Genomic DNA, 20,198 nt, shown 5'->3' with positions numbered 1-20,198 from the left:
GAATCGGTGTGGGAAGCTCGCTTTCCGTTTTTTTTTATTTCTCTCCAAATTGTGTTACATGTAACAATTTGGAGAGATTTTTATTTGTTTTTTCCAATCACAATGTTGGTGTAGCTGTTTACAGTCAATAGATAATAAATGATATACATGATTGTGTAGCTAACCGTTGAGATGAGGACAGGAAAGGTGAGGTCGACCTCAAGCAATTTAGCAAGGCAAAGCAGCGCTACACTACTATGAGCGATTCCTAGTACTAGGGGAATCAAAAAAATAACCAGAATTTGTCTTGCGATACTGAAGCGAATTTCTTTACGAGTTACACCGATTTTTTTGAGCACCTCATAAGTTTCACGATCATTATAAGCTTCCGTTAGTTGTTTGAAATAAATGATACTGCCAGTTGCAGCGAGAAAGACAAGCCCAATGAACATGCCAATGAACATGAGTACACCAGAGGTATTCATCATCGTACGGTAAACGGCGGGGTAGCTTAGCAAAGAATCTCTTTCTGGAAAGAGTTTATCCATTCGTTCGCTTATCGTTTCCGCAGTTTTTGCATCTCGCACGTTAATCGAAACAACTTTTTTAATTGGCTTTATACTGAATTGGGCGATTGCTTTATCAGGTAAAACCACTGTGGCAGAATATAAAGATTGAATCACAATTTGGTTATTATAGTGGATAGTGAAACCAACTATTTTATCATTCCATTTAAAATTTAAATTTTTAGGTTCACGACTAAGTGTTTTATGATCAAGATTAAAGTAAGAAGGATACGCGATTAGCGCTTCACCAGGCTTAAAAGTAGGCTGTGTGTTTTTAGGATAAATCTCCTTATAGAGTCGCGTATAGTCTGTTTGACTAATAGCCAGATAATTTTCACCGTCAAATGGAAAAACGGATGGGACTTTTTTATTTGTTTCAATCGGATGTACTTCATAAACGGGTGTCTCTTGCTGAAACGTGACAGGATGTGCGCGATCTGAGTGTGCAGCAGTGATTATTTTTTGGGCTATTCCGTCATCTTCAGGCTTAGTATATTCAAATGCGGTTATAATTTCATTTTTAGCGGTTTGATTTGCATTGTAATAGAGACTTCCCATTGCACCGATTGCAGACAAAGTAATCGCACTAAGTATCGCGATGATTGATAGTGTTTTTGTATTTGAAAGAATTCGGGAAGATAGTTGCGAATTGGTTATGAGATTCATTCCTCGATAGAAAGAGTGCTTCGCGATACGAACTTTTTTTAGTAGGTAAGGCAAGAAAAAAGCAATGAATAAAGCCGTACCAAGAATTGTGAGAAATAAAATCAAAACGGCAGTATAACCAAGTCCAATTCTTGCCCAAATGGAATTTTCAGTTTTAAGTGGTTGTAAGGCAATAAAATAACCTAAGCCAATTAAACTAAGCGATAAAATTGATAGAAGCAAAGAAGGTTTTAATGCCTTTTCACGTTTTCGTTCTGAATAGAACAAATCAAGCAGCGAGTGCTGATAGATAATTTGAAAGCCTAGGAGCGAAGTGAAAAAAGTGATAAGTACAAAGATAATGCTAGTATTGATAACAGCATCCCAAGAAAACACAAAGGTGCTTAAAACACGGTCATCCATCATATTAAGCAAGATGGCGACAAAAAGTTTGGATAAAAAGCTTCCTAAGATGATACCAACGATCAAAGCGCCGATTCCCATGATGAAATTTTCATAAAAAAGCATCCGCCCAATTTGGCCTTTTCGAAGACCTAGCAAGGAATAAAGACCAATTTCTTTTTTTCGTTTACGCATGAAAAAGTTATTTGAAAATAAAATAAAGATCGCAATAAAAGCAAGTAGAATAATAGAGGCCGCTGAAAAAACCACACTAAGCTTATCTGAACGATTAATGCGATGGGCAATTGTTGGGTCTTTCGAAAGCACGACAAACATATAGTAAATCATGATGGAAAAGCTCATCGAAGCAAAGTAAAGGAAGTAATGAATGAAATTATGTTTGACATTTTTTTTGGCAAGATCAAATAATGTCATTCACATTGCCTCCGAGTTTTGCTAAGATATCTAAAATCTTTTGAAAGAATTCTTTGCGTGATTTAGAGCCTCTATAAATTTCAGTATAAATCTCGCCATCTGTAATAAACAAAATGCGTTTACAAAAACTAGCTGCAAAAGCATCATGTGTCACCATGAGAATGGTCGCTTTTTCATTTTCATTAAGGTCTTGCAGGCTTTCCAGTAAATCAGCAGCGGATTTAGAATCCAGTGCCCCTGTGGGTTCATCTGCAAAAATAAGGTGCGGATTCGCAATAATTGCTCGACTCGCGGCTGTGCGTTGTTTTTGACCTCCAGAAACTTCAGTTGGGTATTTATCTAAAATAGAATGAATGGAAAAAACAGCACTGATCCGCTCAACGGCTGCCTCAATTTCAGCTACTGGCCGTTTTTCAAGCGCGAGTGGTAAAATAATGTTTTCTCGAATTGAGAGTGTATCAAGCAAATTATAATCTTGGAAAATGAAACCGAGTTGTTCTCGCCTAAAAAGAGACATTTCTTGTTCATTCATTTCTTCCAGATCATGGCCAGCAATTTTCACTTCACCAGATGTGGGATTGTCGATTGTTGAAAGGACATTCAGCAAAGTCGACTTTCCCGCGCCAGAAGGACCCATGATTCCAACAAATTCGCCTTCGTATATCTCTAGACTGATGTTAGAGAGCGCAGTATAGACATTTCCTTTACTTCCATACACTTTACGAACATGTTTGGCTTCTAAAACGGGTTCCATAATTTTTCCTCCTTTAAAAAACTCCACTTTTAGTTTACGATAAATGGAACAAACTTGCCTGCTTGTAAGATGACAAAAAAGCTTATTAGCCTTACAAATTCGTCATCTTGAGACTAAGAAGTTGCAACGGTTCTATTGTAGCGTAAAAAAGAACCGTCTGACAATGTCTAACCTAAGCTCATCAGAATACATAAAAACAGGCAAGTCCCACTGCGGGTTCTTGCCTGTTTGATTTTAAATTCTAAAGAAAGCCTCGATTTCTTCCAGTGGAAGGAGGTTGCCCACGAAAAAAGCACCAAATTCGCCAAAACGAGCGCTTGTCTCATCAAAACGCATTTCTGTAACGATTCGTTTGAAGTCTAATGCGTCATCTGCAAACAAAGTAACGCCCCATTCATAATCATCTAAACCGATTGAGCCACCAATGATTTGGCTGACTTTACCTGCATAAGTTCGACCGATTGAACCGTGATCGCGAATCATTCGGCGACGCTCTTCCATGTCAAGCATATACCAGTTATCATTGCCTTCGCGTTTTTTGTTCATTGGGTAGAAACAAATATGCTTTTTCGGCGGCAGCTCTGGATAAAGTCTAGCGCGAACGTGTTTGTTTTCGTAAGGATCTTCATCGCCTGCCATATGTGCCGCTAAATAATTGCTTAATTCGACAACCGAAACATATGAATAAGTTGGAATTAAGAAATCCGCAATTTCAAGTTTGTTAAAGCGATTTTCAATTGCATTGATATCTTCAAGTGTTGGGCGAAGCAAGAAAAAGACAAAATCTGCTTTTTGACCAATGATCGAGTAAAAAGTTTGTTCACCTTCACCAATATTTTTCGTTAATTCAAGTTCGGAAAGAAATTTGCTAAATTCTGTTAAAATCCGCGACCGTTCTGCTTCCGAAAGTTCGCGCCAGCTCGTCCAATCTACTGAGCGAAAATCATGTAGACAATACCAGCCGTCTAGCGTTTTTACAGCTTCATTCATGTAGGACACTCCTTTATGTATCTTATTTCACTTAGTGTTAATTTTATCACACATCAAAAGCAAAGTCTTTTCTCATGAACTGGAACCTGCGGTAAGACTACTTGAATGAAAAAGTCTAAGCAAAACTGTGCGCACAAAAAAACTCCCCCGAGGAGGAGTCTAAAAACTAATGATGGAGAGGAGGTGTTGAAGCGATCGCTGTAACATTTCCATCAATGATCCAGTCGGTCACTGTGTAAGGTAAAACAAAGTGATCTCCCTTTTGAATCCGTTCCGATTTCTCGTGAACGATCAGTTCCGCTTCGCCGTCTAAAATACTGACAAGCGTGTAAGGCGCCGTTTTTTCAAAGGAAGTCTTGCCGTTTATTTCCCATTTATACACGCTGAAAAATGAATTGGAAACAAAAGTGGTGATCTTGGCGTGATCTCGTTCAATCGTTTGGATATCTAATTTGGCATCTACATGTGGAATAGTCGTGACATCAATGGCTTTTTCAAGATGCAGCTCCCGTTTATTTCCGTCTTTATCCGTGCGATCATAGTCATACACGCGATAAGTCGTATCTGAACTTTGCTGCGTCTCTAGAACAAGCGTCCCAGTCCCAAGCGCATGAATCGTTCCACTTGGCACATAATAGAAGTCTCCTGGCTTAATTTTCACTTTGCGAAGCAATTTATCCCATTCCCCGCTTTGAACCATCTCAGTAAATGCTTCTTTTGATTCCGCATTGTGGCCATAAACGATTTCTGCATCTTCAGCACAGTCGATAATATACCAGCATTCCGTTTTCCCAAGTTCGCCATTTTCATGTACCTTCGCATAGGCATCATCGGGATGCACTTGCACCGAAAGATCCGTATTGGCATCTAAAATTTTAGTCAGAAGTGGAAAAACAGCTTCACTGGGATTTCCGAAAAGCTCTGGATGCGTTTTCCAAAGTTCATCCAAAGTTTCCCCTTGATACGTCCCATTTTTTATCGTAGAAGGACCATTTGGATGAGCCGAAATGGCCCAATCTTCCCCCGTTTTATCCGTCGGAATTTGATATCCAAAATAATCATGCAACTTCGTGCCGCCCCAAATGCGTTCCTGAAAAACAGGTTTCAAAAATAATGCTTCCTTTTCCATCGCTAAACCTCCAAAGTTGAGCATTTAAAGCTCATTTTCGAATAAAAGTATATACTAACTTTCACAAAAAAGCTACTTGGAACCCTTTAAGAATCCCTGCTTTTTCAAAAAATCCGTAATCCCATGATAGTAAGGCTTATCATAAAAATTGGCCATTCGTTCGGTGTAGCTAATTCCGCCTTCTCGCCTCGAGTAGGGAATGATTGTTTCATCATAAGCTTCGAGAAGCGGCAACGTATCAGGTTGATAGACTTCCTCGAAATAAACCGCTTCTTTAGGTAAGCGTGGCTTTACAGGCGGATCTTGATTGGGAACTCCGATACAAAGACCGACAATCGGAATGGTCATCTCAGGAAGGCCGAGAAATTCTGCTACTTCTGAAATATGGCGCCGAATCCCACCGATACAAACAGTTCCGTATCCCAAGCTTTCAGCAGCTGTTAGTGCATTTTGGCAAGCAAGCCCAATATCCACAGAAGCAATCAATAATAAGTCTTCTTCGGACTTTGTTGTGAAATGCTTTTGATGTTTTTCACTGGCAAGTTCAACACGATAAAAATCCCCAACGAAAACCAAAAAAACGGAACAATCGGCAACATATGGATTTTTTGTATACTCCGCTAGTTTTTGCTTCCGAGCTTTATCTTTTACACCAATAATTGAATAATGTTGCCCATTGATCCAAGAAGGTGCACTTTGCGCAGCACGAATAATTTGGTCAAGCTTGTCCTCAGGAATAGGTTCATCCGCTTTATAAGAACGAATAGAGCGATGGTTCATCATTTGATTAATAACTGGATTCAAAACTAATCACCTCGTCTACTTATTTTCCTTAAGTATAGCGTTTTTTCGCCCGCCTGTTAATGATTTACTTGAAAAAAGCGGTTGATTTTTCTAAACTAGAAAAGAGAAGAGGTGCTCGTATGGAAACGAATCCGCAAGAAAAAGACCGAAATTGGTTGAATGAAACATTTTTTACAACAGAAGAAGCCGCAGCGTTTTTAGGCATTTCCAAGCAAGCGCTTCTGTCACTGGCTAAGCGTAACAAGATCGCAAGCAGCAAGAAGGGAAAAATGATGCTCTTTCACCGAATTGATTTGGAAATTCGGCAAGAAAAGCAAACGGCTCTTCGTGACAAATACCGTCCCTACGATAAATAAACCGGAATTTCGCTTTGAGCGAAATTCCGGTTTTTGGCTTATTTTAGATGGTCAGGTAGTGTTGTTTCATGTTCACAAGTCTCTTCAAGTTCGCAAGCGGCACATTTGCCTTTCTTGCTTCGTTTGATGTAGCGAACGAGCGCATAGACCGTGTAGCCGAAAATCAGCGCGCCAAGAAAGAGATTTAGTAAAAGAATTAGCATTTTTGTCGTCCTTTCTTAGAAAAATAAACGTCCTACTTGGTAAAAAATCAGCGTGAGTACGTAAGCCGTTGCAAGCGGATAAATGACCGCAAAAATGGTCCATTTCCAAGAAGATGTTTCTTTTCGGATTGCCGCAACAGTAGCGAGACATGGAATATAAAGTAAAATAAATAACATAAAAGCATAAGCGGATAGCGGTGTATAAAACTGTGTGACGATTTGCGTTAAGCTATTTTCGCTCACTGAATAGATGATGGCCATGGTGGAGATAATGACTTCTTTTGCAAGAAAACCCGGAATTAGTGTGGCTCCGGCTTGCCAAGTTCCAAAACCAAGTGGTGCAAGAAGCGGTGCGATAAACCCGCCGATTTTAGCTAGAAAACTTTCACCCATTGGCACGTCAAAACCACTAGGACCCGCGTAGTTAAGCAACCAAATCAGTACGGAACCCGCAAAGATAAAGGTGCCTGCTTTTTTCAAAAATCCTTTTCCTTTTTCCCAAGTGCTTCTCCACAAAGTGCGAAGCGAAGGAATCCGGTAAGGGGGAAGTTCGACGACGAAGACAGAGTTTTCATTTTTTAAAATTGTTTTGGATAGAATCTTAGTCACAAGAAGCGCCATGATGATTCCGATGACATAAAGCGACAAGACGACAAGCGCTTGGTATTTGGCGAAAAAAACACCAGCGAATAACGCGTAAACAGGCAGTCGCGCAGAGCAAGACATAAAGGGTGTAATCAAAATGGTAATCATGCGTTCTTTGGATTCTTCGATAGAGCGAGCAGCCATGATCCCTGGCACATTACAACCAAAGCCGATAATCATCGGGATGAAGGATTTTCCGTTTAACCCGAATAACTCCATGATCCGGTCCATGACAACGGCGATGCGCGCCATGTAACCTGAATCTTCCAATAATGAAATGAAAAAGAAGATAATCAGGATTTGAGGAATAAAGACAAGCACGCCACCAACACCAGCAATGATGCCATCTGTTACAAGTTTAACTAGGAAATCAACCACTCCGATCGAAGTCAGAAAGTTTGCGACGCCTTCTTTGAAAGGTCCATTAATAAGACCATCAAGCCAGTCAGAAATAGGCGTTCCGACCCAAGCAAAAGTGGTTTGAAAAACAAGCCACATGATCGCAAGAAAAATCGGGATGCCAAGAAAGCGATGCGTTACAATTTTATCGAGTTTATCGGAAAAAGGAAGGTGTGCTTTTTTAGTATAACTAACTGCTTCGAGCGTGATATCAGCAATAAAAGCAGAGCGAACTTTATGAATATGTTCTGCAAGCGACTTGCCTAGTTTTTGTTCTGCATCGAGGCGAATTTGTTCCGCTTGTTGATAGAAAGGTTCCTCTTGCAGTTTTTCATGAATAACAGGGTTTTGACTTAAAAATTGAAGAGCGAGCCAGCGCCGTTCTTTTTTTACGCGAATCTGAGCGAATACCTGAGAAAGTTCAGAAATAGCTTCATCCACTAAATCTCCATATTCTAAAAGAAGTGGCTTTCGAGGAGCGGGATGCTTTTCTGTAAGTGCCGCAAGCAAATCGTCTGTCCCTTTGCCAGAACGTGCAATCACAGGAAGAACAGGGATTTTGAGTATCCGCGCAAGACGAGGAATATCAATCTTAATGCCTCGCGAAAGAGCTACATCCACCATATTAAGTCCCATCACAACAGGTGCCCCATATTCGAGCAATTCCACCGTCAAATTCAAATTACGTTCAATTTGCGAAGCGTCCACAATATTGAGTATCGAATCGAACGACTCTTCATATAAAAAACGTGCGACGACACTTTCGTCACGCGAAATTGGGTTTAAATCATAAACGCCGGGTAAATCAACAAGCTTTCCTTTTTTCTCACGCAACGTACCTACTTTTTTCTCAACCGTGACGCCGCTCCAATTGCCAACGTATTCATAAGAACCTGTGAGCGCATTAAATAACGACGTTTTTCCCGTGTTAGGGTTACCAAGTAAACAGTATCTGCTATTTTCCATGCAGTTCTACCATGATTTCGCAAGCATCACAATTTCTGATACTGATGTGTTGGCCCTTTGTTTCAAAAGTGCAGGGACCACGGAAAAAACCTTTTTGCTTGATACAAAGTTCACAACCCTCAACACATCCAAGTGCGAGAAGCCGTTTTTTAAGCAAGTCACTCGAGATATTTAAATGTGTAATCGTCACATGATCGCCAACAGCTGCTTCGTTCAGTTGCATATCTTTTCCTCCTATGTTGCCCATCTACTGAGAATCATTATCAGTCAAGTTCATTTTATCACGAAAGCCGCAAAAGATGAAGAATTTTTATAGAGATTTTGAAAAAAATAGTAGAAACCCTAATTGGGCAAGAAACGAACGAGAGGCTACAACAATTTGTGCCACTAAAAAACTGCGCCGTCAAAAGACCACGCAGTTTTTACTAAGCTATCCTTATTCTTCTTGAATGACTTTAATTTCGCCTTTGGTTGTTTTTAATTCAATCCGAGCATTTTTTTGTTTGGTTTGCCAGTGAAAATCGGACTGAACCGAACCAAGTGGGGCGTTGATCGTAATAGGTTGTTTTTGATAATCCTTATTTAAAGTCAGTTTAATTAAACCGCTTTTACTTTGCACGTCCATTTTTTGCATCAAGTGCGTCTGCTCAACAATGATGACGCCATCCTCAGTGCGCACAACTTGATCGCCGCGATTATCGCGCAAGATACTTTTTCCTTTTTTGGTACTTAGAAGAAGCTTGCCGCGCAGTCCTTGAATGACTTCTGTTCCTTTGTTTGAATTAATGGTTAGCTGATCCAAGTGGGATGCGGTTGTGATCACTTTTCCTGAAAGGTTAAGAATTTCTCCTTTTGTGCCTTTATGGCGGTGAACCTGAGACATCCCTGACTGATTTTGTATCGTAAATTTGCCAGATGAATCTTTCAGAAATTGGTCACCCGTTTCAGCAAACATCGAGATATTGCCATCCCAGTAACTTAAATCGGTCAAACTCTTATCCGTATCAATTTCCGTCTCATCAAACTGACCATGCGAGCCAACCACTTCCCCGTCATAAATCGTAATCGCAAGGTTTTCGCCTCGTACATTATCTAAGCGCACATTAGCTTTATTTAAATCTACTTTCATTTTTCCAAGCGAGACGCTTTCAGGAATCCATAACGTCACTTTTTGAACGCTATAGTGAGGGCGGTGCCATTTTTCGAGCCAAGTATGCTTCGTTCCGATCGTTAAGTGAAAGGCATCTTTTGTTCCTTTGATCGCCTTCAGCTCTTTTGTTTCAGCTTTTGACATTTTTCCTTCTACTTGAAGGCTAATTTTACTATCTAAAGTTTGCTTAACACGCAAATCAATATCTTTTTCACTAGTGATCTGCAGATTTTTAATTTGATTTGCTGAAAGAATCCACTCTTTATGATAGCTTTGTCCAATATCCTGACTATTCTTGGCTATAAGACAGGTCATTAAGCCGATAAACCCAACAAGAATAAGTATAAAGGCTATTCCAAATTGTTTTTTCATGAAAATCGTCCTTTTCGAGTAAGATAGAAGTTGTAGAGAATTTTAAGCACTAAAAAAGCTAAGTAGCTGATTCCTGCACAAAATAGTGCCATAAAAATTTGGAAAACATGAATTTGCTGGAACAAAACGACATCAATTCCGAGAAAAACAATACTTGCAATTCCCCCTAAAAAGAAAAGAAGGAGAAGACAAGCTAGAAAAGCAAACCATAAAAAGGTGCTTGTTCGTTTTAACCATCCCAGTCTTGCCATCCGTTTATAAGCTTTTTTTTCAATCTCTTCTTCACTACTTGCTTCTATAAAGGCACCTGCGATTTGGGCAGGGGAACCAATTTCTTGGCGAATCGTTTCTTCGCTTTTTCCTTCTAGTAAGGCACTAGTTAAATATTCATCATAGTATTGTAGAAGCTCTTCACGTTCTTCTTTTGGAAGCCCCGAAGTAGCTTTATCCAATTCTTTTAAAAATTTTTGCTTATCCATGCTGATCAGCTTCCTCTCGTAAGTCTTGAAAACTTGTAACAAAGTGGTCCCATTCTTGAAGCATATCTTGCAAATAAACTCTACCAGTATTTGTAATATGATAATACTTTCTTGAAGGACCATTCGGTGATTCTTGCAAATAGGTAGAACAATAACCGTCTTTTACAAGCCGTCGCAAAGAAGGATACAGCGCACCTTCAGTAATCGGGATGTGTTTGTTTACTTTTTGTGTGAGGTCGTACCCGTATTGATCGCTGTATTGTAATAAGTACAACACGCAAATGTCTAAAACGCCTTTTTTAAATTGAGCGGTTGGACGCATTCTTTATTCCTCCTGCGAAATACTATTCATTTTTTTATATTAGTTTAAGTAGTTATAAGTATAGCATTATCAATGCTTTAAGGCAATTGCTAATTCACTACTATAAAAAAAATAGTAGAAAAAGGTTGACGTTTTTATGGGTTCAAGTTATAGTTAATTCAGCTAGTATAAATAAAATAATACTATGCAAACTATAAAACCATAAAGGAGAAATACAATTATGAACAAACTAGTTAAAGTTACAGCAGCAACAGGACTAGCTCTTACAATGGGGGTAGCAACACTTGCACCAGTAGTATCAGAAGCAGCAAGCGTAGAAGGGAACATTGTTTATCAAGACGCTTACAAAACAATCAAGACTTTCAGCAAATCTGATTTGCAAACACTAACAGGCGTTTCACTAACTGCAGGAAACGTGAACAAGGTTTACAACAAATTGACAAAGGCCGCAACTTGGGTAGATGCGGGTTACACAAAAGCTCAAGCATCGAAAATTGCACAACGCGTTAGCGCTTATACGAATCAATTAAAAGGCATCTTGCGTGGGATTGCAGCAAACGGCAATAAGAGCTTGAAAGTAATTTATGTAGATAAAACTTGGAACGAGCAAATCAACTTTGGTACTCAGTACACTGGTGGAAACTGGGACTGGGAAGATGAAGGCAACGACAATGGAACAATTGTTGAACCAGGCGATGACGCAGAAGACAACTCTGGTAGCAACAACGAATCTGTTAAACCTTCTACAGGTAAATTAGCAGTTAAAGAACTTGAAGTTGAAATCGAGTATAAAAACTTTGATGTTGAATTACAATATGAAGTGAAGAAAAATGGTAAAGTAGAAGCAAAATATGAAAATGAATTCACTGGTGAAAAAGTGAAAGGTGCGAAAGCGCAAAGTATCATTGAAGGAATTTTTGCTGATTTCAATATGAAGTCAACAAACAAAAATCAAATTGTAACTCACGTACTTGGCGAACTTAAACTAAAAAACAACTTTAAGAAATTCCAATATGAAGTAGAATTCCCGAATAAATCCGAATTTGAATTTAAAATTAAATAAGCTATTCAATCTTTAAAATAGATACACGAATGAAAATGACTCGATTTAATCGATCGAGTCATTTTTATGAGTATGAGTGAGAATAAATGTTAGAGTTAGGAAGATAGTTTTTAAAAACAGAGGAGAATTTGATGTCTCCGATATAATTGATTACAAGCAGTAAGTTTCATTAAAGGTGGCTATTATCCAAATTAGATAAGAGCATTTGTTCATAGTCTGTTTGGTTAAAATAATTATAAATTAGGAGGAAACATCATGAAAAGCAAAAAAAGAATGTGGTTTTTAGTATTAGCAGCAGGAATCTTTTTCGGGTTAAGTCAAACTGAGCCCGTCCAAGCAACTCCACTTTCTAGTTTCTCAAAAGTTCAGCAGGAGGCTATTCAAGCAAAGATTGATTCAATTCGTTCACGAGTAGAATCAAAAGTAAAAGCTGTTCATACAGAAAAAGTGGCTGTGAAAAAACAGGAAGTCGCAAAAAAACAAGCAGAAGCAAAACAATTTGCTGAGCAAAAACGTGCGCAGGTAGCTGCTGCTGAAAATAACAATCAAACAAAACAAGACAACTCATCTCGCAAGGAGAATGCTCCATCAGTTGGTGGGAATGAAGCTCCGAAAAGTTCCAGTCAGGCGCCTCAAGCGAAAAGTAGCACTCCAAACAGCGGGTCCTCTAATTCTCAGACAGACGCAACAACAAGTGCTAGTCAAAGAGGGCGTGCTATTGGAGAGAAGAACCGAGAATATGGGAAAAAGTTGAGAGATCCTAACCTTTCGGGTTCTGAACGTCAAAAAATCATCCAAGAAAAGAAAAATTATAATCGGAGTCATCACTAGGAGGAGCCAATGAGAAAAGGTATTTTTTTCAGTATGTTGTGTGCTGCGATTCTTCTGCTAGCCAGTTGTAGTCAGCCGGAAGAGGCAGATCTATCGGCAAAAGCACTTGTAGATAGCTATATTTATCAAGAAGATGTTCCAGAATTGCAAGAAATTTATGGGCTTGATGATACGCGTATCCAAAAAGAAAATGAAAATGAATTTGTGACGTCTGTTGAAAGCAAGCTTAATGGAATTGACAAAGAAAAAATCTTGAAACTAAACCAAAAATTTATTGCACATCTTAAGGAAACAACCAGTTATAAGGTTGATGTCGTTAAGGAAAGTAGTAAAGAAGCTGTAGTCTCAGTTAAAGTGAAGGGGCTTAACTTAAACGACAAAGCGGTACAAGCAAAAACAGATGAACTGGTCAAAAATGTGGAGTCTAAAATCACGGCTGACAGCACAGATGAGGATATGAAAAAACTGGTTAATCAAACAAGTTTTGAAATGCTTGAGTATATGTATTTAAATAGCCCAGCTAAGAAAAAAGAAACCAAAGTGACGCTTCGTTTAAAACGTGATGATGATAATCACGAAAAATGGCAAATCGAAAACGAAACGGAATTCTTTGAAAAATTATACGCTGCATTTGGCTTGTAAGAGAAAGAGAGGGACTTAAATTGAAAAAGTCCCTCTTTTTGTTTTGAAAAAAAGTTGCATATTTCGTTTGTTTCCCGTAAAATGAGGACTATAATAATTGAGAATCGTTTTCAATCACTAGTCGCTCAAAATGTAAGGGGAAGGAGTTTGGCGTATGTCAAAGGCTGGAAACTATGAAATGATGTTTTTCCCAACGCGAGAAGGGTTGCTAAAAGTACATGCTTATGGTTTTAATCCGTGTGGTTCATGGGGAGAGGTATTTGTGACTCTTGGATCAGAAACAATTTGTGTGAAAGGTTTTAATCGTAAAAAAACCATCATGCGAGCTGTTAAGTTAAGTCTTCAATCTGTTGAAAATGAAAAAACAGATTAATCATACAAAAACCGTCTTGATTTTCAAGGCGGTTTTGCTTTGTTTCAAGTAGTTTTAAAAAATATTGCGTTAAATTTTAAAAGAATACTTGCTTATTGGGTGTGATTTGCGCTAAAATTTGATAGTATTATTAAGAAGTGGATGAGGAAAACTCATCGGGTGGATTTTGAGAGGAGAATGCGTTATGTCTCAGTTAAAAGGAATTATTCAACGGTTGGAGGCTATGCAGAACGACGACGCTGCTGAAACACAATCGAGACGATTTGAAAAAGAAGGAAAGGTCATTTGTGAGGTTAAATATTTCGAGCCTTCCCAGTCTTTTGAAGTCGAAATTCACGATTCAAACAGTAAGTATAATTTTGATGATATTGATATGACAGCAATTGAAATTTTCGAAGCTTTACAAGAAAATTAAGCAGAAACAACTAGAACAGATTCTTCTGTTCTAGTATTTTTTTGCCTGAAAAAGGGTTTATTTGGGAAGCAATCATGGCGTGACTATGGTAAAATGAAAGCGAATGTTTAGGTGGAAGCGTTTGAAGGAAAAGAAAAAAGATTCAAGACAATACTTGAGAAGAGGAAAGATAAAAATGATTTCAAATCAATTTGGATTTTTTATAAAAAATCAACTTGAAGAAAATATGATCTCTGCCGAAAAGGTTGCTCACGTACAGCTTGGAAATAATTTAGAGCATGCGCTTTTAGTTTTAACAAAATGTGGCTATTCTGTGATTCCTGTTTTGGATTATAACTTTAAACTTTATGGCTTAATTAGTGCAGCGATGATTACAGAAGCCATTTTAGGACTTGAAAAAATTGAATTTGAACGGCTGGAAACGTTAAAAGTGGAAGATGTTATGCAAACTGATATTCCAGTCGTGAAAGAAAACTTTGATGCGGAACGTGTGGTTAGTATGCTTGTGGATGCTCCTTTTATTAGTGTCGTGAACGAGGAACAAGAATTTCAAGGGATACTCACGCGTCGTGTGATTTTGAAGCAAGTGAACCGGTTTATTCATTCTAAAGTGGAGGACAGAACATGATTGTAACAGAATATGAATTGCTCGTTTGCTTGGCTGATGAGCTTAATATGCGAAAAAGTGCCGAAAAGCTTTTCCTTAGCCAGCCCGCTCTCTCACAACGACTGCAAACGATTGAAAGTCGCTGGAATACCAAGATTTTTGTTCGTACGCAGAAGGGACTTTTGTTGACGCCTGAAGGGGAAGCCATCGTGAAGCATGCGGCAAGTGTCATTGAAAGAGAACGGGAAATCCAAGAAAATTTGGAAGCAATGGAAGGTGTGGTCCGCGGGACGCTTCGAATTGCTTGCGCAAGCGTTGTCGCCCAATCGTTTTTACCGCGTGTTTTGAAGGAATTTTCGGCGCGTTACCCGAAAGTGCGGATTTCACTTCAAACAGGTTGGAGTAGCGAAGTTCACCAGCTTCTTGCCCAAGGTGTGGTTCATTTTGGAATTGTCCGCGGGGCTACGAACTGGAAGAGTGTCCGCAAGCCGCTATTTAAGGACAAACTTGTTTTGGTAGATCAAGAAATTGAGCGGATTGAAGAGGTTTTTGAGTCGGAGCGACCATTTATTCAGTTTAGAAGTGATTCAAACTATTATCAGGTCATTCAAGACTATTGGCAACGGAATTTTGGGAAAATGCCGAAGCAAGCGATGTTTGTCGATCAAATGGAAACGTCACGGCAAATGGCGTTAAATGGAATTGGGTTTGCAATTTTACCGGAAATTACGCTTTTAGGGGATACGGAAGGCATTCATGAGATTCCGCTTGTTGAAAAAGACGGGTCGGTACTCGGGCGGGAAACGACATTGCTTGCTTATGAGCAGTCGCTCGCTCTTCCGCAAGTGGATGCTTTTATGAAAGTGATGAATGAATACCTTGCAACTCATCTGTAGCTATGGCAAACTTAAAGGAAGATAAATTTTTAGGAGGATTAGTTAATGGAACAAATGGATGCGCACCAAATTATTTCGTTTATTCAACATAGTGAAAAAAGCACGCCTGTTAAGGTTTACTTGAAAGGAAATCTTTCGAAAATTGATTTTCCGGAAGGCGTTCAAACTTTTATCAATAATGAAGTGGGAACTATTTTTGGTGAATGGGCTGTTATTGAACCACTTCTAGAAAAATATCAAGCCGAGATTATGGATTCAGTGATTGAAAATGATCGCAGAAATTCAGCGATTCCGATGCTTGATCTTAAAAAAGTGAATGCGCGGATCGAACCGGGGGCAATCATTCGTGACCAAGTAACGATTCATGACAATGCAGTTGTGATGATGGGCGCTTCGATCAATATTGGCTCTGTAATCGGCGAAGGCACAATGATTGATATGAACGTTGTACTTGGTGGACGGGCAACGGTCGGCAAAAACTGTCACATTGGAGCAGGTTCTGTACTTGCAGGCGTGATTGAGCCACCATCGGCAAATCCTGTTGTGATTGAAGATGATGTTGTGATTGGGGCAAATGTTGTTGTATTAGAAGGCGTTCGCGTTGGAAAAGGTGCGGTCGTTGCTGCTGGCGCAATTGTTACAAAAGATGTTGAGCCAGGAACGGTTGTTGCGGGTATTCCGGCACGCGTACTTAAGGAACTGGATGCGAAAACGGCATCGAAAACAGAAATCATGCAAGGTTTGCGTCAATTATAAGAGTAAAGTGGCTGGATTTGGCGTACGAGGGTCAAATCCGGCTTTTTTTATGAAAAGGAGCAGATAAGCGATGGATCCATTTATTGAGATTAGAAGAAAACTGCATACAATTCCAGAAACGGGCTTCGAGGAAGTAGAAACACAGCGCTTCTTGCTTGATTTTATTGAAAACTTAAACAGTGATTTTCTGGAACTGAGGACTTGGCGAACGGGGATTTTGGTTCGACTTCGCGGTACGATAGGCGAGAAGACGATTGGTTACCGAACGGACATGGATGCTCTTCCAATTAAAGAAGAAACAGGCTTGCCGTTTGCTTCTAAGCACGATGGTAAGATGCATGCTTGTGGGCATGATTTTCATATGAGCATTGCGCTTGGTGTGCTCGCTTTTTTTGCTGAAAATCAACCGAAGAATCATTTGGTTTTTATTTTTCAGCCAGCAGAGGAAGGTCCTGGTGGGGCGAAGCCGCTTCTTGAAAGCGCTGAATTTGAGGATTTTCGCCCAGACGAAATTTATGCACTCCACATCGCGCCAGAGTATAAAGTTGGACAAATTGCAACAAGGGAAGGGCTCTTGTTTGCCAACACAGCTGAACTTTTCATTTCGTTTAAAGGGCTGTCTGGACACGCTGCTTATCCGCATCTAGCGAATGATATGGTGGTTGCGGCTAGCCAGTTTGTCGGGCAAATTCAAACGATTATCAGCCGGAATGTTGATCCGATGGACGCGGCAGTAATTACGGTTGGGAAAATCACTGGCGGCGATGTACAAAATGTGATCGCAGGTTCAGCACTATTAGAAGGGACGATCCGCACGGCGAAGAAAGAAACGATGGAGCTGATTTGGACGCGACTTAAAGCACTCGCGCGTGGCATGGAGGAAGCTTTTCAATGTGAAGTGGAATTTTTGCCAGGTTCAGCTTATCTGGAAGTTTATAATCACGCGGCTGAAACGAAACGGTTTGTGGAATTCGTAGAACAGGAATTTCCGGATGCTTACGTGGAAGCGAAGGCTGCGATGACGGGTGAAGATTTTGGTTATTTTTTGGATGAAATTCCGGGGATGATGTTTTGGCTTGGTGTTGATTCGCCGTACGGCTTACACCATGCGAAACTGAATCCGAAAGAAGAAGCGATTCCGTTTGCGATTTCTATTTTGACGGAATTTTTAGCGAAGTCTTAGACAACAAGCTGACCGGGGAGGTACAGTAGATGATTAAAGTGCTACTTGCAGACGATAATTCTTTTATCACTGGCGGAATGGAAATTATTTTAAATATGGAGGCAGATATAGAAGTTGTTGCGACAGTTAAAAACGGGCAAGAAGCGGTGGATTTTTGCTTAGAACATCCAATTGATGTGGCTTTATTCGATATTCGAATGCCTGAAATGAATGGCGTTCTTGCAACGAAGCTTGTCACGGAGCAAACGGAGACCAAAGTGATTATGCTCACAACGTTTGATGATGATGCTTATATCTTTGAAGCGATTCAAAATGGGGCTAAAGGGTATTTACTTAAAAATAATGATCCCAAAGAAATCATTCAAGCGATTCGAAGTGTTTTTAAGGGGCAAAGTATTATTCAAGATGAAATCTGGAATAAAATTCGCGAAACTGGTTTTCAAAGTAAGCCGCAACATACAGATTTAGACCAATTTGATTTGACACCGCGTGAAAAAGATATTTTAGTAGCGGTTGCAAGTGGCTGTTCGAACCGGAAAATTGCGGAGCACCTTTATATTTCGGAAGGGACTGTTGCAAACAATATCTCTGCTTTACTGAGCAAGCTTGAACTTGAACACAGGACGCAACTAGCCATTCTTTATTTTACAGGAGAAAAAGGCGGAACGTTATGAGAAGCTATAAATTGATTTTTGACGGTTTTTCCGGGCTTGCTGTTTTACTGCTTTCTTTTTATTTACGAGTTTCAAGTGAAGAAATGGCTTTGTATTTGCTTTTTGTCTTACTTTATTTGACGCTTTTGATTTGCATTGAAACCTGTAGTCGCTACGAGCTTTTATTTAAATTAGGGCTACTAGTCATGCTGATTTTGAGTTTTTCACTTGATTTGATTTATTATGGTTTGCTTTTTCCGTCCATGATAGTTACGCTTTTAAAGTCAAACCAAACAAATTTTTCTTGGAAATCGCTTGTTTTTCCGAGTGCTTTAGGGATTTGGCCACTGATTTTGGAGCGAGACGATTGGTTTCAATTGATGTATACGTTTTTTCTTGCAGGTACTATATTTATTCAGTTTTTGGTAATTAAGATGACTGTTTTTCTTGATAAGAAAGAGCAAGATGCTGAACGTATGCGGATTCAAGTAGGGAAACTGCGTGAGCGACTAGATCAACTTGAAGCGCAAAAAATGGAAGACAAATATTTGATTCAATTAGAAGAACGAAATGCGTTGTCTCATCGGATTCATGATGAATTAGGTCATTCGCTTTCAGGTGGATTGATTCAATTAGAAGCTGCAAAATTGGTGCTTCAAAAAGATATTCAAAAGGCAGAAGAGCTGTTAACCAATGACATTCAAATTAATCAAGCGGGGATTGAATCAATCAAACAAACACTAAAAGAAATGAAGCCACCACAAGAGAGTTTGGGCGTAACAAGGCTCAAACAGGAACTCAAGCAATTTGAAACGGAGTATCAAATTCGTTCGTTTTTCGGGGCGCGTGGAGTACTTGAGAAAATTAGCCCAGCCATTTGGTATTGTTTACAGCAAAATTTGACGGAAGGATTAACGAATATCTTGAAACATGCGAAACCTACGAAAGTTTCCGTCCAGTTAGTCGTTTTAAATAAGTTTATTCGTTTCGAAATCCAAAATGATGGAAAAACGCCTGAACAATTTACTAAAAGCCTTGGATTAGTGGGAATGGAAGAGCGGGCTGCAAAACTTGGAGGATCGGTTACTTTTCGCGCTAAAAATGGTTTTTTAGTGACTACTGTCATTCCGATACAATAAATCGTGAGAAATTCACGCTAAAGAAGTGAGAAATTGCACTGTTGGCAACTCTCGCTTTTTTTTATAATAAAAGAAATGAACGCGAGGAGAGAAAAGCGAATGAAAATTGTGGAAATGAAAGATGTGACCAAAAAATTTGACCAAGTCGTAGCAACCGATCAACTTTCACTTTCGATTGAGCGAGGGCAAATTTTTGGACTGCTTGGACCAAACGGGGCAGGAAAAAGTACCGCCATTAACATGTTATGCGGCTTAATCAAAAAAACAACAGGTGAAATTGATTTGTTTGGCGAACCGCTTCAAAGTGAGGCGCTTGATATTAAAAAGAAAATTGGGCTGGTTCCGCAAGACTTGGCTATTTATCAGGAGTTAACGGCACTTGAAAACGTGAAGTTTTTCGCGGGATTATATGGCTTTCGCGGTGCCGAATTAATCGAAAAAAGCAAAGAAGCACTCCGTTTTGTCGGATTGCTTGATAAAGAAAATATCCGTCCCGATAAATTTTCAGGGGGAATGAAGCGGCGCCTCAATATTGCTTGTGCGATCGCTCATACGCCTGAGTTAGTGGTGATGGATGAACCGACTGTTGGGATCGATCCCCAGTCGCGTAACTATATTTTGGAGTCCATCCGTGAGTTAAATAAAAAAGGCGCGACGATTATTTACACGAGCCATTACATGGAAGAAGTGGAAGAGATTTGTGATTACATTGCGATTATGGATCACGGCAAAGTAATTGCAGAGGGAACAGAGCAGGAACTTGTTAGCCTTGTTACAGATATCAAAGAAGTGAATATTGTGGTTTCTGAACAAATGGATGGAATAAAGGAAACGATCAAAGGAATCAAAGGCGTGGAGCAGGTGAACTGGACAGGCACGAGCACCTTGAACATTATCGCTAAAAATGAAACGAATGTGTTAAATAGCATTTTGTCCTTACTACTTGAGAGAAAACTTGAGATTTTGGAAGTGAATCAAGAAAAAATCAACTTAGAAACAGTTTTCTTGAATTTAACAGGTCGAAATTTACGGGATGAATAAGGG

At 39.5% G+C, this 20,198-nt stretch carries 24 protein-coding genes; 13 read left to right on the top strand and 11 right to left on the bottom strand.

The window, feature by feature from the left end; genetic code table 11:
• Positions 1–80 precede the first annotated feature (80 nt).
• The 5 genes from UR08_RS06175 to UR08_RS06155 all read right to left on the bottom strand — a co-directional run bounded on the left by UR08_RS06175 (position 81) and on the right by UR08_RS06155 (position 5,683).
• The gene (locus UR08_RS06175; RefSeq protein WP_115752810.1) at positions 81–2,027 is read right to left on the bottom strand and encodes an ABC transporter permease; all 1,947 of its coding nucleotides are present in this window, start codon (positions 2,025–2,027) and stop codon (positions 81–83) included.
• Entirely contained in the window at positions 2,014–2,781 is a 768-nt protein-coding gene (locus UR08_RS06170; RefSeq protein WP_115752809.1) for an ABC transporter ATP-binding protein, read from the bottom strand. The genes UR08_RS06175 and UR08_RS06170 overlap by 14 nt, the downstream gene beginning before the upstream one ends.
• 234 nt (positions 2,782–3,015) lie before the next feature.
• Positions 3,016–3,771 carry a hydrogen peroxide-dependent heme synthase gene (gene hemQ, locus UR08_RS06165; protein ID WP_115752808.1) on the bottom strand — a complete coding sequence of 252 codons (756 nt, stop codon included), beginning with the start codon at positions 3,769–3,771 and terminating at the stop codon, positions 3,016–3,018.
• Between the two features lie 166 nt (positions 3,772–3,937).
• Positions 3,938–4,900, bottom strand: a complete 963-nt coding sequence (manA, locus tag UR08_RS06160) for a mannose-6-phosphate isomerase, class I (RefSeq protein WP_115752807.1) — start codon at positions 4,898–4,900, stop codon at positions 3,938–3,940.
• Positions 4,901–4,972: 72 nt separating this feature from the next.
• Positions 4,973–5,683: an NADPH-dependent oxidoreductase gene (locus UR08_RS06155; protein WP_420812333.1), complete on the bottom strand. Its 711-nt coding sequence runs from the start codon at positions 5,681–5,683 to the stop codon at positions 4,973–4,975.
• A 140-nt stretch (positions 5,684–5,823) separates the two neighbouring features.
• Between UR08_RS06155 and UR08_RS06150 the strand changes: the two genes are divergently transcribed.
• Positions 5,824–6,060, top strand: coding sequence for a helix-turn-helix domain-containing protein (locus UR08_RS06150; protein WP_115752805.1), 237 nt, complete (start codon positions 5,824–5,826; stop codon positions 6,058–6,060).
• A 38-nt stretch (positions 6,061–6,098) separates the two neighbouring features.
• Here the strand turns inward: UR08_RS06150 and UR08_RS06145 are convergent, their stop codons facing one another.
• The 6 genes from UR08_RS06145 to UR08_RS06120 all read right to left on the bottom strand — a co-directional run bounded on the left by UR08_RS06145 (position 6,099) and on the right by UR08_RS06120 (position 10,596).
• A complete protein-coding gene (locus UR08_RS06145) occupies positions 6,099–6,263 on the bottom strand; it encodes a FeoB-associated Cys-rich membrane protein (protein WP_115752804.1) in 165 nt (54 codons plus the stop codon).
• A gap of 15 nt (positions 6,264–6,278) precedes the next feature.
• Complete coding sequence (gene feoB / locus UR08_RS06140; protein WP_115752803.1) at positions 6,279–8,273, bottom strand: ferrous iron transport protein B; 1,995 nt, start codon at positions 8,271–8,273, stop codon at positions 6,279–6,281.
• Positions 8,263–8,496 carry a FeoA family protein gene (locus UR08_RS06135; RefSeq protein ID WP_115752802.1) on the bottom strand — a complete coding sequence of 78 codons (234 nt, stop codon included), beginning with the start codon at positions 8,494–8,496 and terminating at the stop codon, positions 8,263–8,265. The genes feoB and UR08_RS06135 overlap by 11 nt, the downstream gene beginning before the upstream one ends.
• 213 nt (positions 8,497–8,709) lie before the next feature.
• On the bottom strand, positions 8,710–9,795 hold the full coding sequence (locus UR08_RS06130) for a DUF4097 family beta strand repeat-containing protein (RefSeq protein WP_115752801.1): 1,086 nt from the start codon (positions 9,793–9,795) through the stop codon (positions 8,710–8,712).
• Positions 9,792–10,274, bottom strand: a complete 483-nt coding sequence (locus tag UR08_RS06125; protein WP_115752800.1) for a DUF1700 domain-containing protein — start codon at positions 10,272–10,274, stop codon at positions 9,792–9,794. Before UR08_RS06125 ends, UR08_RS06130 begins: the two co-directional genes overlap by 4 nt.
• Complete coding sequence (locus tag UR08_RS06120) at positions 10,267–10,596, bottom strand: PadR family transcriptional regulator (RefSeq protein WP_115752799.1); 330 nt, start codon at positions 10,594–10,596, stop codon at positions 10,267–10,269. Before UR08_RS06120 ends, UR08_RS06125 begins: the two co-directional genes overlap by 8 nt.
• 220 nt (positions 10,597–10,816) lie before the next feature.
• Here UR08_RS06120 and UR08_RS06115 point away from each other — a divergent pair, with 220 nt between their 5' ends.
• The 12 genes from UR08_RS06115 (at position 10,817) to UR08_RS06060 (ending at position 20,195) form a co-directional block, all read left to right on the top strand.
• On the top strand, positions 10,817–11,659 hold the full coding sequence (locus UR08_RS06115; protein ID WP_115752798.1) for a YusW family protein: 843 nt from the start codon (positions 10,817–10,819) through the stop codon (positions 11,657–11,659).
• Between the two features lie 255 nt (positions 11,660–11,914).
• A complete protein-coding gene (locus tag UR08_RS06110) occupies positions 11,915–12,490 on the top strand; it encodes a hypothetical protein (protein ID WP_115752797.1) in 576 nt (191 codons plus the stop codon).
• 9 nt (positions 12,491–12,499) lie between these two features.
• The gene (locus UR08_RS06105) at positions 12,500–13,132 is read left to right on the top strand and encodes a DUF5105 domain-containing protein (RefSeq protein WP_115752796.1); all 633 of its coding nucleotides are present in this window, start codon (positions 12,500–12,502) and stop codon (positions 13,130–13,132) included.
• Between the two features lie 154 nt (positions 13,133–13,286).
• Complete coding sequence (locus UR08_RS06100; RefSeq protein WP_115752795.1) at positions 13,287–13,505, top strand: hypothetical protein; 219 nt, start codon at positions 13,287–13,289, stop codon at positions 13,503–13,505.
• A gap of 184 nt (positions 13,506–13,689) precedes the next feature.
• Positions 13,690–13,920, top strand: coding sequence for a YkuJ family protein (locus UR08_RS06095; RefSeq protein WP_115752794.1), 231 nt, complete (start codon positions 13,690–13,692; stop codon positions 13,918–13,920).
• 175 nt (positions 13,921–14,095) lie between these two features.
• Complete coding sequence (gene cbpB, locus UR08_RS06090; RefSeq protein ID WP_115752793.1) at positions 14,096–14,548, top strand: cyclic-di-AMP-binding protein CbpB; 453 nt, start codon at positions 14,096–14,098, stop codon at positions 14,546–14,548.
• Positions 14,545–15,423 (top strand): LysR family transcriptional regulator, encoded by an 879-nt coding sequence (locus UR08_RS06085; protein ID WP_115752792.1) that lies wholly within the window; start codon positions 14,545–14,547, stop codon positions 15,421–15,423. Before cbpB ends, UR08_RS06085 begins: the two co-directional genes overlap by 4 nt.
• 45 nt (positions 15,424–15,468) lie before the next feature.
• Positions 15,469–16,179, top strand: a complete 711-nt coding sequence (dapD, locus tag UR08_RS06080) for a 2,3,4,5-tetrahydropyridine-2,6-dicarboxylate N-acetyltransferase (RefSeq protein ID WP_115752791.1) — start codon at positions 15,469–15,471, stop codon at positions 16,177–16,179.
• 70 nt (positions 16,180–16,249) lie between these two features.
• On the top strand, positions 16,250–17,362 hold the full coding sequence (locus tag UR08_RS06075; protein WP_115752790.1) for an N-acetyldiaminopimelate deacetylase: 1,113 nt from the start codon (positions 16,250–16,252) through the stop codon (positions 17,360–17,362).
• Between the two features lie 29 nt (positions 17,363–17,391).
• Complete coding sequence (locus UR08_RS06070) at positions 17,392–18,036, top strand: response regulator transcription factor (protein WP_115752789.1); 645 nt, start codon at positions 17,392–17,394, stop codon at positions 18,034–18,036.
• A complete protein-coding gene (locus UR08_RS06065; protein ID WP_115752788.1) occupies positions 18,033–19,154 on the top strand; it encodes a sensor histidine kinase in 1,122 nt (373 codons plus the stop codon). The genes UR08_RS06070 and UR08_RS06065 overlap by 4 nt, the downstream gene beginning before the upstream one ends.
• 99 nt (positions 19,155–19,253) lie before the next feature.
• On the top strand, positions 19,254–20,195 hold the full coding sequence (locus tag UR08_RS06060) for an ABC transporter ATP-binding protein (RefSeq protein ID WP_115752787.1): 942 nt from the start codon (positions 19,254–19,256) through the stop codon (positions 20,193–20,195).
• Positions 20,196–20,198 lie beyond the last annotated feature (3 nt).

Source organism: Listeria kieliensis, from assembly GCF_003369925.1.
GTDB lineage: Bacteria > Bacillota > Bacilli > Lactobacillales > Listeriaceae > Listeria > Listeria kieliensis_A.
This window is presented reverse-complemented; position numbering and strand designations above follow the sequence as displayed.

What these genes read in the sequence shown, in the direction of transcription:
- UR08_RS06085 (WP_115752792.1), top strand. Translation starts at nt 14,545, where the DNA reads ATGATTGTAACAGAATATGAATTGCTCGTTTGCTTGGCTGATGAGCTT.
- dapD (WP_115752791.1), top strand. Translation starts at nt 15,469, where the DNA reads ATGGAACAAATGGATGCGCACCAAATTATTTCGTTTATTCAACATAGT.
- hemQ (WP_115752808.1), bottom strand. Translation starts at nt 3,771, where the DNA reads ATGAATGAAGCTGTAAAAACGCTAGACGGCTGGTATTGTCTACATGAT.
- UR08_RS06075 (WP_115752790.1), top strand. Translation starts at nt 16,250, where the DNA reads ATGGATCCATTTATTGAGATTAGAAGAAAACTGCATACAATTCCAGAA.
- UR08_RS06125 (WP_115752800.1), bottom strand. Translation starts at nt 10,274, where the DNA reads ATGGATAAGCAAAAATTTTTAAAAGAATTGGATAAAGCTACTTCGGGG.
- UR08_RS06170 (WP_115752809.1), bottom strand. Translation starts at nt 2,781, where the DNA reads ATGGAACCCGTTTTAGAAGCCAAACATGTTCGTAAAGTGTATGGAAGT.
- UR08_RS06105 (WP_115752796.1), top strand. Translation starts at nt 12,500, where the DNA reads ATGAGAAAAGGTATTTTTTTCAGTATGTTGTGTGCTGCGATTCTTCTG.
- manA (WP_115752807.1), bottom strand. Translation starts at nt 4,900, where the DNA reads ATGGAAAAGGAAGCATTATTTTTGAAACCTGTTTTTCAGGAACGCATT.
- UR08_RS06115 (WP_115752798.1), top strand. Translation starts at nt 10,817, where the DNA reads ATGAACAAACTAGTTAAAGTTACAGCAGCAACAGGACTAGCTCTTACA.
- UR08_RS06130 (WP_115752801.1), bottom strand. Translation starts at nt 9,795, where the DNA reads ATGAAAAAACAATTTGGAATAGCCTTTATACTTATTCTTGTTGGGTTT.
- UR08_RS06070 (WP_115752789.1), top strand. Translation starts at nt 17,392, where the DNA reads ATGATTAAAGTGCTACTTGCAGACGATAATTCTTTTATCACTGGCGGA.
- UR08_RS06110 (WP_115752797.1), top strand. Translation starts at nt 11,915, where the DNA reads ATGAAAAGCAAAAAAAGAATGTGGTTTTTAGTATTAGCAGCAGGAATC.
- feoB (WP_115752803.1), bottom strand. Translation starts at nt 8,273, where the DNA reads ATGGAAAATAGCAGATACTGTTTACTTGGTAACCCTAACACGGGAAAA.
- UR08_RS06120 (WP_115752799.1), bottom strand. Translation starts at nt 10,596, where the DNA reads ATGCGTCCAACCGCTCAATTTAAAAAAGGCGTTTTAGACATTTGCGTG.
- UR08_RS06065 (WP_115752788.1), top strand. Translation starts at nt 18,033, where the DNA reads ATGAGAAGCTATAAATTGATTTTTGACGGTTTTTCCGGGCTTGCTGTT.
- UR08_RS06175 (WP_115752810.1), bottom strand. Translation starts at nt 2,027, where the DNA reads ATGACATTATTTGATCTTGCCAAAAAAAATGTCAAACATAATTTCATT.
- UR08_RS06155 (WP_420812333.1), bottom strand. Translation starts at nt 5,683, where the DNA reads ATGATGAACCATCGCTCTATTCGTTCTTATAAAGCGGATGAACCTATT.
- cbpB (WP_115752793.1), top strand. Translation starts at nt 14,096, where the DNA reads ATGATTTCAAATCAATTTGGATTTTTTATAAAAAATCAACTTGAAGAA.
- UR08_RS06135 (WP_115752802.1), bottom strand. Translation starts at nt 8,496, where the DNA reads ATGCAACTGAACGAAGCAGCTGTTGGCGATCATGTGACGATTACACAT.
- UR08_RS06060 (WP_115752787.1), top strand. Translation starts at nt 19,254, where the DNA reads ATGAAAATTGTGGAAATGAAAGATGTGACCAAAAAATTTGACCAAGTC.
- UR08_RS06150 (WP_115752805.1), top strand. Translation starts at nt 5,824, where the DNA reads ATGGAAACGAATCCGCAAGAAAAAGACCGAAATTGGTTGAATGAAACA.
- UR08_RS06145 (WP_115752804.1), bottom strand. Translation starts at nt 6,263, where the DNA reads ATGCTAATTCTTTTACTAAATCTCTTTCTTGGCGCGCTGATTTTCGGC.
- UR08_RS06100 (WP_115752795.1), top strand. Translation starts at nt 13,287, where the DNA reads ATGTCAAAGGCTGGAAACTATGAAATGATGTTTTTCCCAACGCGAGAA.
- UR08_RS06095 (WP_115752794.1), top strand. Translation starts at nt 13,690, where the DNA reads ATGTCTCAGTTAAAAGGAATTATTCAACGGTTGGAGGCTATGCAGAAC.